Below are 13,843 nucleotides of genomic sequence, written 5' to 3' on the forward strand. Positions count from 1 at the left end.
GCTCCCATTGCCGTGCACCCCCCGAACCCCACCTCGGCGCCAGCCGCCTCCCGAAGGCCGCACCGGTGAGGTGTCACTGCCCCTGCGGGCCGGTGCCGGCCACCTGCGGTGTCCCCTGATCGGAGCTCCGCTGCGCACCGGATCGCCGCTCAGGACCGGATCGGGAAGTGATGTTCCTCAACCCCGGAAACGAAAGGTGCTGCACACGAAGGCGGTTCACGAATCGAGCGCGACGCCACCGGCATCCACCGCATAGAATTCCGGTGGCGGCGGGGGTCGGCCCTGCCCAGTGCCCGGTGCCGCGGGCGCGGCCGGTTCGAGCGGGGGAGAGTGACGATGCAGGGTGGAGCCCTATTCGGCAGGTACCGGCTGGGCCGTCCGCTGTCGGTGGACGGGACCGGCGAGGTCTGGGCGGCGTTCGACACCGTCACGTCTCGCCACGTCGCGGTGCGGGCGCTGCCGCCGGAAGCTACCGAGGACGACGAGTACCGCGATCGTTTCGACCGGGAAGCCGGCATCGCGGCGCACATCCGGAACCCGCATGTGCTGCCGATCCACGACTTCGGGCAGATCGGCAACCGGCTCTTCCTCGCCACGCCGATCACCCCGGGCACGACACTGCGGACGATGCTCCGGTCCACCGGCGCGATGGAGGTCCCTCGTGCGGTCGGAGTGGTCGAGCAGCTGGCGTCGGCGCTGGAGGCCGTGCGGCCGGACTGGTCGAGCCGGAGGTGGCGTCGGCGAACGTCCTCGTGCAGGACGGCGGGCTGATCCAACTGACCGACGTCGGGCTCCCCACGTCTGTCGGCGCCGCGTCGGGCGTCTACGGCCTGACCGCCGTGTTGTACGAATGCCTCACCGGCACGCTGTTTCCGTCGTCGAGCGGAACCGAGTTGCCGCCGCGCCCGTCGTCGGTGATCGCGACGGTGCCCGTCGGCCTGGATGCGGTGATCGCCCGCGGAACGGCAGTCGAACCCGCGCGGCGCTATCGGTCGGTGGGCGAGCTGGCCGCTACCGCTCGCGCGGCGGCGACACCACCGGAGCCCGCTGCCACTCGCGCGGCGACCATACCGCCGCCGCCCGCCGCCGGGCTCACTCCTGTGCGCGTTCCGGTCGACTGGGGCCGCCGGGTCATGGTCGCCGGCCTTGCGCTCGCGGCGATCCTCGCTGTCGTCGGCGGCGTGATCCTCGGGTCGGGATCGTCCTCGCCGGAGGTCGCCGGCCCCGCCCCGGTGTCGAGCGCGGCGCGGCCGGCCTCGCCGCCATCGGCGACGGCGCCGACCGCGGCGACGAACCCGGCGGCTGCGGGGCGGGCGCGATCGGTGCAGGCGCCACCGCAGACGGAAACGCAGCTCGCGGATGCTCCTGCACTGGAGGAAGCGGCCCCACGCACACCGACTCCACAATCCGCGCCGCAATCGCCACCGGCACAGGCGTCGGCACGGGCAGGGGTCGTGCCGCAGGTGCTGCCCTGCGATCCGGGCTACGAGCACACTCCGCCGCCGGACGGTCCGTGCTGGGCTCCTGCGATCGAGCGAGGTCCGACCGGCGACAGTCGGTACCGGTGACGTGCCCGATGGTCTCGGAGACCTCGGAGACCTCGGAGACCTCGGAGACCTCGGAGACCTCGGAGACCTCGGAGACCTCGGAGACCTCGGAGACCTCGGCGACCCGGATGGCGCGGGTGGGCGCGTGTTTCGCATCCAAGAAAATAAGACGGGCGCTGTTGATGCACGGTCGCTGTTGCTGTCACCCCGGCCGCGTTCGGCGCGCTGGTCGGACTCCGGAGGGGTCAGTTCACGGGGAATGCATCGTGTGGACATCCGGCATCCATCTCGGTGGTCGACGCTGACACCGGGCACCACGCAAATATCCCCGGCAGACGACGACCCGGATCACGCGGTGCGAACTGCGTTTCATGGCGGGCCGCATCGGAGCGCACACCACCGAGGTCGCTGCCTCGCAAACCGTGCTCGTATCCCAGCCTGTCGCCGTCGTCACCGGCGCCAGTAAAGGCATCGGCCTCGCGATCACCGCAGCGCTGGTCGCCGAGGGCGCACGTGTGGTCGCCGGGGCACACACCCGCACCGACGCCATCTCCGACCTCGCGGACGCGACCTCGAACGCTTCCGCAAGGACGTCGGTTCGTTCGTGCGGCTCTACGACTTCATGTCCCAGATCATCGACTACGGCGACCCGGAATTGGAGAAGAAGCAGATTTACCTGCGCCCTCTCGACAGGGTCATCCAGCCTGACAACTACACCGCACCAATCGACTTGTCCGACGTTGTCCTGCAGCGTACGCGATCATCACCAGTCGGGTCAGAGTGGCCTAATACCCGTGCCGGTTGTCCTATATCACTGGGGGAACAAGGGATTTGCCGGTGTCATTGGCCGACCCATATCCGGCGTCGACATACCCGCAACAGCGTTGTGCGTTCGGCGAGGTCGAGTGCGTTGTCGGCCGAGACGATGTCGAGGAGTCGTTGGAAGAACGAGGTCGGCGCGAGACCGAACTCGGTCATGATCTCCTCGGCCGGTCCGCCGCCCAACAGATGCCAGCGTCGGGCGAACTCCAGCAACCGTTGGTTTTCGATACGGCCGGTCGTTGTCTCCACCATGTCAGTGTGCGCTCGGCCAGGGTTCGGTGCACGTCCCGATTTCGAGTCCATCCTGCGGGGTGCAGGATGCCGTGATGGCACCGAATCAATACTTGCGCAACCTGTTCCAGATGCCGGGCGGGCGACGGTAGCGGCGGACGGAGGGATCGGTGCCGAAATGAACGTTCGACGAATTTCCTGTGAGCTGCGCCGGTCCTGCTGATCGGTCGGGGAAACGGGCGGCCGAACACTCGGCGGCGGGTCGCTGCAGATCGAACGCGCCAAGGTCGGGCAAACGCGCCTTCCTCGGAAGCTCCGGCATGACCGGGCACGGTCGCCGAGTGCCCAAGAAACGGCCTGGTCGCGGGGCTGTCCGCCGCACCGAACACGTCGAAACCCGGCTCGTCCTGGCTGGACAGCCCACCCGTGCGACTACGGCGGGCGGCAACCGACTCCGCCCGCACCTTCGCGCCGCCGCTGCGGCTCATGGTCGTCCGCGCCGCCGTCGAAACCTGCCGGCTGATCCCAGTCACGATCAGCTTCGCGATCGGACTTCCCGAATGGTCCGGAGGCGAAGGCGATCGGAGTTTCCCTTCTGCACGGTCGGAACCGAGATGGCGGGCTGGCGGCACCGAACAGGACCCACGGCGCCATTCGATTGTGCACCGCACGCTGGCGGTGGCACCGCCCGGATCAGCGTGCCGACACCCGCCGGACACGCTCCCGCCGTCGTGATGACATGTTGTGCCCCTAACCTGGGGGGCGATCAGTTCCGGCACGGTGATCAGTCCACGGACGCACACGGCGTGCGGGACCGGGCGGCTCATCAGGCCGGTCGATCGGCGGGGTCACGGATCGACGTGGGGATCACCCACGGCGAATTTGCTCTCGACTCCGATCGCCGGGTAGTTCCCGTGAATCACACCACCGGCCCAGCGAGGCCGTGCGAGGAGCCCGCCACCTGCCTCCGCGAGTGGCGGGCTCCGTTTCACCGGCTACCGGCGGCCCGAACACGGCCTCGTTCGCACCCGGCGTATCCGACATGGGAAACGCGGTCAGCGCGGGGGAATCGGCCCGATGTGGCGGAGCTCCCGGTCGCGGTGCACGATCCACACACCTGCCTTGGCGGTTTTCCCGTCGGCAGAAAGCGGGAGGCGCCCTGTTCGGCGGCGATCCCTATCAGCTGCTCGAACACCTCCCCGGTGCGTGCACCACAAGGTGCCGTCGCCGCCTCGGTCGAACGCGGCAACGAGTCCGCCGACCGAGGCGTCCGCGGAAAGCAGCGGGTCATCGACGATCGATATTCGCGGTGTCACCGACAGCGACCGCAGAGTTCGTCGGCGGCGCAGGGCGGGGCTCGCGTGCAACACGGACAGTTCGACGTCGGCGAGGGGCGGCGACGAGATGCACGGACTGTCGGTCGCCGAGTCTCAGTGGGGCGGTCCGCGTCCAGCCCGGGCCACACACTCTTGGCGACAGCACCGGTATGCGGCCGTTCCGGAATTCTTCCCCTCTGGTTGGTCTCCGGGACACCCCTGGTCCCGGCGTCGGTCCCTATGATGTCTGGGTGCGGGAACGTGCACGTGCCCAACCGAACTGGGCTCGGAGACGTGATGCCGGGCCGGTGACGCTGACGGCACAGCGGACACCGAGCATGCGACATCACGGGCGGCGGCGGTGCTCATGCGGCTCGTCGGGTGAGGCCCGACCGGGGTGTCCGGGCGACTCGCTTGCGGGGTCACGCACGCCCCGTCGGTGCGTGCGGCCCCTGCGCCGGAGAACCATCATGTGTTGTGCCAGGCCATTTCGTAGGTTGACGGAAAGGAACGGTCATGTCCGTGGATTCGCAGGTCAAACAAGGCGTGGCAAAAGGAACGTCGATGGGCGGGGCGGTTCTTCTCGTCACCGTCGGTGTGCTGGAATTCTTCCAGGGGATCTACGCGATCGCTAAGGACGAGGTGATCGTCACCGGTGTCGAGTACACCTTCAAATTCGACATCACCGCGTGGGGGTGGATCCATCTCGTGCTCGGGGTGATCGTCGCGGGTGTCGGTGCCGCGTTGTTCACGGGGGCGGCCTGGGCGCGCGTCGCTGCGATGACGATCTGCGCCGTGTCTATCTTCGTGAACTTCCTGTGGTTGCCGTACTACCCGTGGTGGGCGATCTCGATCATCGCGCTGAACGCCGTCGTGATCTGGGCGGTCGCGACCTGGGATCCCGACCAGGTCTGAGCCGCAACACCGCGTCCCCCGCTTCAACGCCCCGCGAGTCGAAGGGTGCTCATCCCGTCTTCCATCCGGAGAGGCACACGATGGACGACGGGATGAGCACCGGCCCACCCGACACGCGCGAACACGCCGAACTCCTCCTGTTGCGCGGGGACGAAGTGGCGACGCCTCGCGCCCCCGCGGGTTCCGCCGGCGCTACCGGCCGGGTGCGGGTGCTACCCCACCGGTCTGACTGTGCGGTGGCTCGTTCTCGGTGCGCTGCTCACGCTCCGGCCGCCCGGGCGGGGGACTCACTCGAGCCGCAGACGCTGCCCGACCCGGCCGGCGGCGGCGCGCAGGTACGGCTCCCGTTGCGGGCACGCGCGGACGGTGGGGGAGTCGGGGCCGTGCCGGTCGAGTTTCTCGCGCAGCCGCTGGTTCAGGCTCAACTCTTCGCCGTGCGGCCCGGTGGTCTGATCGGCGACGGTCAAAGCGTCCGAGACCGCGTCCTCGACGAAACCGTACCGGCTCAGGGGATCGCCCAGGCCGGTGACCGCGGCGACGAAGCGAGCACCGGAGTGATGAGCGACGAGGTCGCACACCTGGGACGGCCACCCGTGGGCGCGGAGATAGTGGGCGCCGTCGAGCGGGTGGAACCCGGTCTCGCGTAGCTCGGCGGCGTAGCCGATATCGTGTAGCCAGGCGGCGGCCATCAAGGTGTCTCGGTCGGCGGCCGGGACTGTGGGGGTCAGGGCCAGCGCCCGGGCTGCAACCCCGGCGCTGTGGTCGGCACGGGCGGGGTCGCCGGCCAGGACGCGCAGTGTCAGCGCCTGGGCGTGAGGCACCAACGGTGACCTGCGCTCATCGCCGTGGGGTTCCGATCCCGGGCTCCCTCCCGGCCAGGCGCTGTTCCTCTGATTCAGGGCGGCATCCCCGAGTATGTCGTCGATGGCGTCGTCCGTGCGCGAGTGCTCACGGGAGGGCTCGTCGCGCCGCTTCACCATCCAGTTCCCGCCGTGCATCCGCTCCGCCTCGGCGAGCACGGTGTCGTCGTGGGCGGTGAACACCATCCGATTGCCTCGTCCCGCAGCACGTACGACGACCTCTCGTCCTGGACATGTGCCAGTCGGATGAACTTCCCGGTCCCCGGGTGTGCCGCGCGTTCGTCCCACCTCATGAATTCCATCCTCTCGGTTGTCGCGGTGATCCGTCCCTGTGGTCGCCGTCCGAGATGACCGTCCGCCATAGCCATAGTCATAGCAGTGGCGGTGGATGTCCGAGACTCTTTGCGCTCGTGTGATCTTCGGATTGTTCGCGCGCACAGCGGGAGGGCGGTTTCACGGGCTGGCCCGGTGCTCGGTTTCTGCTGTTGCGCCGCGATCCTGCGTTGTGATGCATTCCACCGTACTGTCACGCGACCACGGATACTTATCCTGACGGGACGCAAATCTATTCATTCTGAGACAGTCGCCATGTCGGTCTGTGGTCAAGCGGCCGCGAGGTGGTGCACCCTGAGGCTGAGTACCGGGAGACCATCCGCTCCCGGTATGCCGACAATCAGGGGTGTCAGGTCCGACAGCGAAGCTCGCCGCGATCGCCGACCGAATCGACACCGCCCCGGCGTGTATTGATGACCGATGAACTCGGCCCTTCTCCGCTTGTCCGGCGGTGCTGCCTGTCCGGGATCCCGCCGCGGCATGGGCGGATTCGCGTGGGTCAGGACGGTTTTTGGTCGTAGAGGTCGACGTGCCAGGCCCCGTCGCGGTGGCTGATTTGGTTCCAGCAGGCGGTGCGCTGACCGATGTCGGCGAGCGTCGGGTCAAGGCCGGTCAGCAACGCCCGGTTGACCGCGTCGTGAGAGACCAGCACAAGCGGCCAGGTGTCGGCCTCGGCGACCAATCCACGGAACGCGGTGAGGACACGCTCGGACAGGGCGGCGGCGCTCTCGACTCCGGGGGCCGCGTCGACGCTGCCGAACTCGTCAACGACGTCCACTTTCACGGTGCCGGTCCAGGGTCCGTAGTCGCGGTCGTTCAATCGATCGTCCACCAGGACCGCCGTATTCGTGGCATCCGCGATCGCCTCGGCCGTCGCCACGGCCCTCCGCAAAGGGCTGGAGATGACCACGGCCGGACGCTTCGTCGCCAGCAGCGCGGCGAGGCGTCTCGCTTCGGCGCGGCCCACCTCGTCCAGGGGTGGGTCGGCGAGGCCGCGCAGGCGGCCGTCGGCATTGAGCACTGTCTGGCCGTGCCGGGCCAGATACACTCGCTCCACCGTGTCGGTCATTGAGTTTCTCCCTTCACCGATTCTCCGTTGTCGTTCGGGCCGAGGGTGATGCCGATCAACCGCAGCAGCGGCGAGCACGGGACGGACGCGAGGATCCGCACTGCCGCGTATCCGGACACCGTCAGGGAGAAGAGCACCGAACAACCGATGCCGCCCACCACCCGATCCCATGCCACCGACAGAGTGCACCAACCCGAGCACCCCGAAACCCTTTACCCGCACCGCACCGCTCCGCTCCGGCCGCGGGACAATGGTGGTCGATTCGATCGTTTCGGTGTGGCGACCCTCGCTGTGTTCACCGGCAGGGATCAGTCTGCGAGCCTCCTCGAGTAGTGGCGCTGACGAGCCCCGGCTCACGGCTCACGGCCCACGCGAGTGTGTGAGAACGTCGTCGACCGTGACGCCGCCACCCTCCGGATGCGCCGAATGAACGAGAGATTCCCTACCGACAAGACCTTTCGTCGTGGTGGTCGAAAAAGTCCTCGCTTCCAGAGACCACCGACGAACGTGAAAGGGCCGGGGACGGTGAGACCCGATTCGTCGACGTCGAGCGGTCGACGAGCCCGAACGGGACGGCGGGGTCCGGTCACGCTCTATACGTGAGGGTCAGGTTGCCAGTCGGGTGGCGTCGACGCGGGCCTGCTGTGCGGCGTGTTGCTCGAGGCCGTAGAGCAGGCCGAAGGTGAAGCCGTTTTCCCCCGGTGTGCTGCCGGCGCGGGCGCCGAGGGTGCGCAGGATGCCGGCGGCGACGACACTGTCCTGGTGCTCGCCGAGCACCTCCTGCAACTTCTTGTACCTCTTCACCTTCTTCTTGGCGGGCTTCTTACCGAGGACCGGGGCGGCGAGTTCGGCGGCGTACCGTGCGCGTTTGGCGGCCTTGCGGGCCCGGTGCAGCGCCTCGTCGTCGGTCCCGGTTGCGGCCGCTCTGATCCTCTCGAGTGCTTTCCGTTCGGCTCGACGTGAGCCCTTCTCGATCGACCGGGGTGCGGTCACCGCCGCGGTCAGCGGTGGGTCGGTTCGCCACGCGGTCAGGGCGGTGAACAACGTCCGGTAACGGTCACCGTTCAGCGCTTCCATCACCACGGCACGGTGGTGAAGTTGTTCGGCGAGCAGATCGTTCTCGATCCGGGCGGCCACCGGTCCCATCACCAACTCCGGCGGCAGGGCGGCGACCGCGGACGCGAATCGTTCCCGCTGCACTTCGCGGTCGCGCACCTCGCCGAGCAATCCTGCGTACCAGGATAATTCGTCGTCGAACCAGTCCCGCGCCCCGGCGTCGAACAAGGGTCTGTAGACGCGGAGGGTGCTGCGTAGCCGCCGGATACCGACGCGGGTGGGATGGATCGGATCGTGTCCGCGGCGAAGGGCGACGTCGCCGGCGACGATCGCCTGGATCTGCGCGTCGACGTACGCCAGCAGCACCGACCGCGCGGTGCCGTCGGCGGCAACGGTGCGTTCGTCGTCGCCGGACAGGGCCCGGTCGAGTTTCGATCCCCGCTCGGAGGGGTGGGCGGCCCCGCGGGTGAGTCGTTTGCCGATCCGTGCGAGAAGCTTCTCGTCGCCGCCCTCACCGAGTTCGACCTCGACCTCGCGCCACTGGCTGGCCCGGGCGCTCACCCCGACCGCGGTTGCCTGCACCCGATCATCGGCCACCTCGGCAAGCAGGGTGCCGTCCCGGTCGCAGAGTCGGTGCACGCTTCGGACGGTCGAAATCATCGCCACCGGATGCAGCGGTTTGCCCAAAGCAACGCCCGCGACCAGGTCCGCGAACTCGGCCGGGATGCTGTCACCGTTGTCGTCGGGCGGGAGCTGGATCTCGGTGCGGGCCTTCTCGGCGGGGACTTTGAGGTGCCAGCCGGCGTCCGATCCGCCGGACCGTCGGCGCAGGGTCACGTGATGGCGAAAGAGGTCATGGTCGCCGGTGTCGTAGTAGACGCTGTCCAAGGTGGCAGTGGCGCGCTCGATGCGACCGTCGGCAGGCAGTACCTTCGCCAGGTCCGGAACCGCAAATTCGGAAGGGACCTCGTACTTGTCTTCTCGCTCCCGCACCTCGAGCATTTCGATCACATCTCGCCACATGTCGACATTGAACGTCGGCGCCGAACCCCTCCGGACATTCGAGTACCCCACCGCAGCCTAGGTGAACAGGGGGTGAACTACATGGGAACGGTCGATCTCTGGCACCTGCGGCCGACTTCCTCCGCAACCACCACCCGCGCGGAAACCTCCTCCAGGAGACAGACAGTGCCACGAGTCGATGGCAGCCGGTGTTGCCCCCGGCGGTACCGAAAATCCGCACCCTCACGTACCAGAACGGATCGGCGCGTTGAGCGGAACCCGTGCCCCGCAGCGTCAAGACCGCCCCGAGCGGTAGTGCGACTGGTGATTCGCCCCGACCGGCGACTGGTCCGGTGGAATGGGGGTTTACTGAGGCGCCAGCATGTCCCGCTGAAGCGGACTGTTGGCCGGCGAATGCTTTCACTGCCGGCGTTCTTCTCGACGCCGCCCGGGTGGCACAGTCTGATCACCCTGTCCGTCCCCATGATGTGCGTGTCGTGGGGCGCGGCACCGGACGGGCGGCGGGCGAGCCCATCGATCCGTCAGGGAACCAGCATGGCTGGTTTCCCGCAGCGCAATGCGATGGGGGCAACGAATCCGAAGAGAGAGGGGGCGGAGCCAGTCGACCCGCTCGATCAGTTCCGTCCACATCTCGTTCGCGGCGGTCTCGTCCAGGTGCGGCCAGCCGAAGGGCCCGGGTATGAAGTCGTCGCTCACGACAGCGGCACCGGCTGCGGCCGGGCGTCGACGGTGCCGGCGCTCCCTTCGCGGGATGCTACCGATGGCCAACACGAGCTCGAACGCACGTTCGAATTCGTGTTACGCTGCCATAGCGGGGCGGGTGGAGGCCAAGCGCTTCGGGAAGCATCCGCCCTGCGCCAACTCCCATCGCCCGGTGCCGAGGTGAGACCGATGGACAGTGTGATGAGCAAGGCCGATGAACTCGATCGCTTGGTGGGCGAGCTGGTAAATCTGGATGAGCAGCGCGTCTGTATCGGTACGAAGCTCGTCGATCTCGAGCACTACTTCCGAAAGGCCGGCTACCCCGAGTTGTCTCGGCGTGCGCTGGATGCCTTCATGACGCGGTATATGGGACGAGTGCTCGAGCTAGCCGACGGGATGCGCGAATAGCGTGGACCCGCCCGAGTCGACCCGACCGCAGAACCGTAGCCGCACGAGTTCGTGTCGGTCGCGCTGTGTACTCTTGCGCAGTTCCGGGACTCCTCCCCCCATTCGATTCTCGGAACCCCCGCCCCGGCGTCACCCCCCGACGTCGGGGCACATTAATGCCCGGACTTTCGTCTGACCGCCCACCTTCGACGGCCGCGGTCCTGCGGCCCGGGCGACGCCACCTCCGGTGTCCCGCCGGATCGATGTAGAGATCCCAGGGCTTGAATCCCGGGCATCGGCCGCGCTGTACCTGAGGACTCCGTCCTGTCGATTGCAGAGGGGTTCGCGGAGCGGACAGTCGAATCGCGGCTCTGCCGTCGAATGTCGGTGCCGCAGACTAGCATCGAGTGGGTATCCGACAGCGGAGGAGCAGCGATGAGCACCGTCACGACGAATCAACCACTCGGCACCCCCACCTGGATCGACCTGGGCATCCCCGACCTCGACCGGGCGATGACCTTCTACGGGTCGGTCTTCGGCTGGGAGTTCGACGTCGGTCCCGAGGAGTACGGGCGGTACACGATGTGTCTGCTCGGCGGTAAGAGGGTCGCCGCGCTGATGCCGAATCCCGACGAGAACGCCACCGAGTTCTGGTGGAACGTTTACCTGGCGACCGACGATCTCGATGCGACGGTCGCTCGGTCCGCAGCCGCGGGCGGCACGCTGCTGATCGAGCCGATGGACATCGCCGATCAGGGTCGGATGGCGATGGTGCGGGATCCGTCCGGTGCGCAGTTCGGCCTGTGGCAGGGGCGGGCGCACATCGGCTGCGAGCTCGTCAACGAGCCGAACACGTTGTTGCGCAACGACTTGGTGACCCCGAATCCCGGTCCGGTGCGGGAGTTCTATGCGGCGGTGTTCGACTTCACGCTGGACGGGAACGCCGACCTGCCCGGCGTGGACTTCACCTTTCTGCGCAGGCCGGATGGGCACGAGATCGGCGGCATCGTGGGCGATCCGGCCGCCTCGGCGTCCTCCTGGGGAACGCTGTTCCAGGTGGCCGATACCGACGCGGCCGTCGCCGCGGCCCGGGCCGGCGGGGGTACCGCGGAGGATCCGACGGACATGGTGTACGGGCGGACCGCGGATGTCACCGATCCGTTCGGGGCGAAGTTCACGGTGGGTTCCCCGCTGCCGGGTGGGCAGGGGTAGAGGAGTCTCGGGGAGATCATAGCTATCCGGTTTGAGGAAGCCCGTGACGAGAGATGTCCGTAATTCGTACTGGCTGAGCGGCGGTGACGCTGAGTTGTCACCGGTTGTTGTCGGTTTGATCGATCACGGTCGGCCGTGATCGTCGGTGCCCACGTCTTGTTCGTCCGGGTCTGCGACCGTGAGGACGGCGTCGACGATGTGCGGGTTGCGTTCGAGTTCTTGTTCGAGTTTGCGCAGTGTGTGGGCGATGTGTGATTCGGCGTGGTCGCCGACGAGGTCGACGCTGGCGACGAGGAAGATCTGTTTCGGGCCGGTGTACTCGATGCGCACGAAGCGGACGGTGGCCACGTCGGGTAGCTGTGCGATTCGTTCGACGGCGGCGTCGCGCAGTGCGCTCGAACCCGGCTCTCCGGTGAGGAATCGGCGGTTCCGGTCGATCAGCACGACCGCGACCGAACCCAGCAGCACCCCCACGAGGATCGACCCGATCGCATCCCAGACGGCGGCGCCTGCGATTGCGGCGGCGGCGATGACGATGCCGACGATCGCTGCGCTGTCCTCGGCGAAAACCGCCCGCACTGTCGGATCCGAGGTTTCGAGGGCGTAGTCGAGGACGTCGCGGTCGTGGTCGTGGGCCTCCCCGCGCAGCTGCCGGATGGCCCGCAGCAGCGATGTTCCCTCCAGGACGAACGCGATGGCGAGCACGAGGTAGGCGATCAGGTAGTCCTCGCCGGTGTCGGGGTCGTGGAGCAGCTCGGTCAGTCCGTGCCATACCGACACCGTGCCGCCGGCGACGAACAGTCCCACTGCCGCCAGTAGTGACCACACGTACGCTTCACGGCCGTACCCGAGGGGGCGGTCTTCGTCGGCCGCTCGTGCGCTTCTGCGGTTGGCGATGAGCAGCAACACTTGATTTCCGGTGTCGGCCCAGGAATGGGCGGCCTCGGCGACCATGGATGCGGAGCCGGTCATCGTTGCTGCCACCGATTTGGCGATGGCGACTCCGACATTGGCGCCGAACGCAACGATCACCGTGCGTGCACTCTCACCACCGGTGTCCTCCTCGGCCGCCAGTGGTCCCAGATCAGGTGCACTCACCTCTCGAGTCTCACACGTGAACGTCGGATGTCAGGGGCGGCCGGTAGGTCGTGCCATGACGGTCGAGCAGATCAGGACCCGCTGCTCGTTCGGGCCCGCATGAGTGCCTCCTGGTGTTCGCGGACGTCCTCGCCGCGGGCGGGGGAGGCGACCCAGCTTCCGTCGGGGTGCAGTACCCAGCATCGGGTCCTCGGGTCGAGCGCCGAATCGAAGATGTCGCCCAATTGGGCTGTGAGCCGGGGATCTTTCACCTGGGCCATGGCCTCGACCCGGCGGTCGAGGTTGCGGTGCATCATGTCGGCGCTGCCGATCCAGTATTCGTCCGCCCCGCGGAAGTGCAGGGTTCGGGAGTGTTCGAGGAAGCGCCCGAGGATCGACCGGACCTCGATATTCTCGCTCAGGCCGGGGACTCCGGGTTTGAGGGCGCAGATGCCGCGGACCACGATCTGCACGGGCACACCGGCCTGCGACGCCCGGTAGAGCGCGTCGATCACCTGTTCGTCGACCAACGCGTTCGCCTTCAGGCGGATCCCCGCGTCCTCGCCCCGCAGCGCGTGTGCGACCTCGGCGTCGATGCGCTCGATGATTCCCCGGCGTATGCCGTAGGGCGCGACGAGCAGGTTGCGGTACTGCGTCTTCCGGGAGTAGCCGGTGAGGGAATTGAACAGGTCCGTCAGGTCTGCGCCGATCTCGGGCGCGGCGGTGAAGAGACCGACGTCCTCGTACAGCCGGGCGGTCTTGGGGTGGTAGTTGCCGGTGCCGATGTGGCAGTAACGCCGGATGGCGGAACCCTTCACGCCGGACCACGAGGCACGTCTTGCAGTGGGTCTTGAGCCCGACCAGCCCGTACGCCACGTGCACACCGGCCTGCTCGAGCTTGCGGGCCCACTTGATGTTGGCCTGCTCGTCGAACCGGGCCTTGATCTCGACCAGTGCCACAACCTGTTTGCCCGCCTCGGCGGCGGTGATCAACGCGTCGACGATGGGGGAGTCGCCCGAGGTGCGGTACAGAGTCTGCTTGATCGCCAGAACCTGGGGGTCGGCGGCGGCCTGTTCGATGAACCGTTGCACGCTGGTGGAGAACGAGTCGTACGGGTGGTGCACGAGCACGTCGCCGTCGCGCAGGGTGGAGAAGACGCTCTTGGGTGTTTCTCTCTCGCCGAACGCGGGATGTGTCGCCGGGACGAAGGGTGCGTCCTTGAGGGCGGGCCGGTCGACCGCGTACACCTGCCACAGGCATGACAGATCCAGCAGTCCGGGCACCTCGATGAC

General features: G+C 67.8%; 9 protein-coding genes and 5 pseudogenes. 7 read left to right on the plus strand and 7 right to left on the minus strand.

Features of this window, described 5'->3' with window-relative positions:
* Positions 1-336 precede the first annotated feature (336 nt).
* The 3 pseudogenes from ACFWAY_RS34080 to ACFWAY_RS34090 all read left to right on the plus strand — a co-directional run.
* A pseudogene (locus ACFWAY_RS34080) lies at positions 337-1,526 on the plus strand (serine/threonine-protein kinase); the annotation flags it as partial.
* Positions 1,527-1,969: 443 nt separating this feature from the next.
* Positions 1,970-2,107 (plus strand): annotated as a pseudogene (locus tag ACFWAY_RS34085) (SDR family NAD(P)-dependent oxidoreductase); the annotation flags it as partial.
* An 8-nt stretch (positions 2,108-2,115) separates the two neighbouring features.
* Positions 2,116-2,307: pseudogene (locus ACFWAY_RS34090) on the plus strand (hypothetical protein); the annotation flags it as partial.
* Positions 2,308-2,387: 80 nt separating this feature from the next.
* Here the strand turns inward: ACFWAY_RS34090 and ACFWAY_RS34095 are convergent.
* Positions 2,388-2,618, minus strand: coding sequence for a DUF3263 domain-containing protein (locus ACFWAY_RS34095; protein ID WP_378513659.1), 231 nt, complete (start codon positions 2,616-2,618; stop codon positions 2,388-2,390).
* A gap of 232 nt (positions 2,619-2,850) precedes the next feature.
* Between ACFWAY_RS34095 and ACFWAY_RS34100 the strand changes: the two are divergent.
* Positions 2,851-3,155 (plus strand): annotated as a pseudogene (locus ACFWAY_RS34100) (hypothetical protein); the annotation flags it as partial.
* Positions 3,156-4,432: 1,277 nt separating this feature from the next.
* Entirely contained in the window at positions 4,433-4,831 is a 399-nt protein-coding gene (locus ACFWAY_RS34105) for a hypothetical protein (protein ID WP_378513649.1), read from the plus strand.
* A 287-nt stretch (positions 4,832-5,118) separates the two neighbouring features.
* On the opposite strand, the gene ACFWAY_RS34110 is transcribed toward ACFWAY_RS34105, so the two are convergent.
* From ACFWAY_RS34110 to ACFWAY_RS34125, 4 genes are all read right to left on the minus strand, one after another.
* Positions 5,119-5,877 (minus strand): HD domain-containing protein, encoded by a 759-nt coding sequence (locus tag ACFWAY_RS34110; RefSeq protein WP_378513650.1) that lies wholly within the window; start codon positions 5,875-5,877, stop codon positions 5,119-5,121.
* 646 nt (positions 5,878-6,523) lie between these two features.
* Positions 6,524-7,093 carry a histidine phosphatase family protein gene (locus ACFWAY_RS34115; RefSeq protein ID WP_378513651.1) on the minus strand — a complete coding sequence of 190 codons (570 nt, stop codon included), beginning with the start codon at positions 7,091-7,093 and terminating at the stop codon, positions 6,524-6,526.
* Entirely contained in the window at positions 7,090-7,269 is a 180-nt protein-coding gene (locus tag ACFWAY_RS34120; RefSeq protein WP_378513652.1) for a hypothetical protein, read from the minus strand. The genes ACFWAY_RS34115 and ACFWAY_RS34120 overlap by 4 nt, the downstream gene beginning before the upstream one ends.
* 430 nt (positions 7,270-7,699) lie before the next feature.
* Complete coding sequence (locus tag ACFWAY_RS34125; protein ID WP_378513653.1) at positions 7,700-9,172, minus strand: CHAD domain-containing protein; 1,473 nt, start codon at positions 9,170-9,172, stop codon at positions 7,700-7,702.
* 393 nt (positions 9,173-9,565) lie between these two features.
* On the opposite strand from ACFWAY_RS34125, the gene ACFWAY_RS34130 reads away from it, so the two are divergent.
* Together ACFWAY_RS34130 and ACFWAY_RS34135 are read left to right on the plus strand one after the other, a co-directional pair.
* Positions 9,566-10,282: a hypothetical protein gene (locus ACFWAY_RS34130; protein WP_378513654.1), complete on the plus strand. Its 717-nt coding sequence runs from the start codon at positions 9,566-9,568 to the stop codon at positions 10,280-10,282.
* 414 nt (positions 10,283-10,696) lie between these two features.
* On the plus strand, positions 10,697-11,473 hold the full coding sequence (locus tag ACFWAY_RS34135) for a VOC family protein (protein WP_378513655.1): 777 nt from the start codon (positions 10,697-10,699) through the stop codon (positions 11,471-11,473).
* A gap of 123 nt (positions 11,474-11,596) precedes the next feature.
* Here ACFWAY_RS34135 and ACFWAY_RS34140 read toward each other — a convergent pair whose 3' ends face one another.
* Positions 11,597-12,571 carry a cation diffusion facilitator family transporter gene (locus ACFWAY_RS34140; RefSeq protein ID WP_378513656.1) on the minus strand — a complete coding sequence of 325 codons (975 nt, stop codon included), beginning with the start codon at positions 12,569-12,571 and terminating at the stop codon, positions 11,597-11,599.
* 71 nt (positions 12,572-12,642) lie between these two features.
* Positions 12,643-13,843: pseudogene (gene ppk1 / locus ACFWAY_RS34145) on the minus strand (polyphosphate kinase 1); the annotation flags it as partial.

Origin of the sequence: Rhodococcus sp. NPDC059968 (assembly GCF_042738615.1) — a bacterium.
In the GTDB taxonomy this organism is placed as follows: Bacteria; Actinomycetota; Actinomycetes; order Mycobacteriales; family Mycobacteriaceae; genus Rhodococcus_F.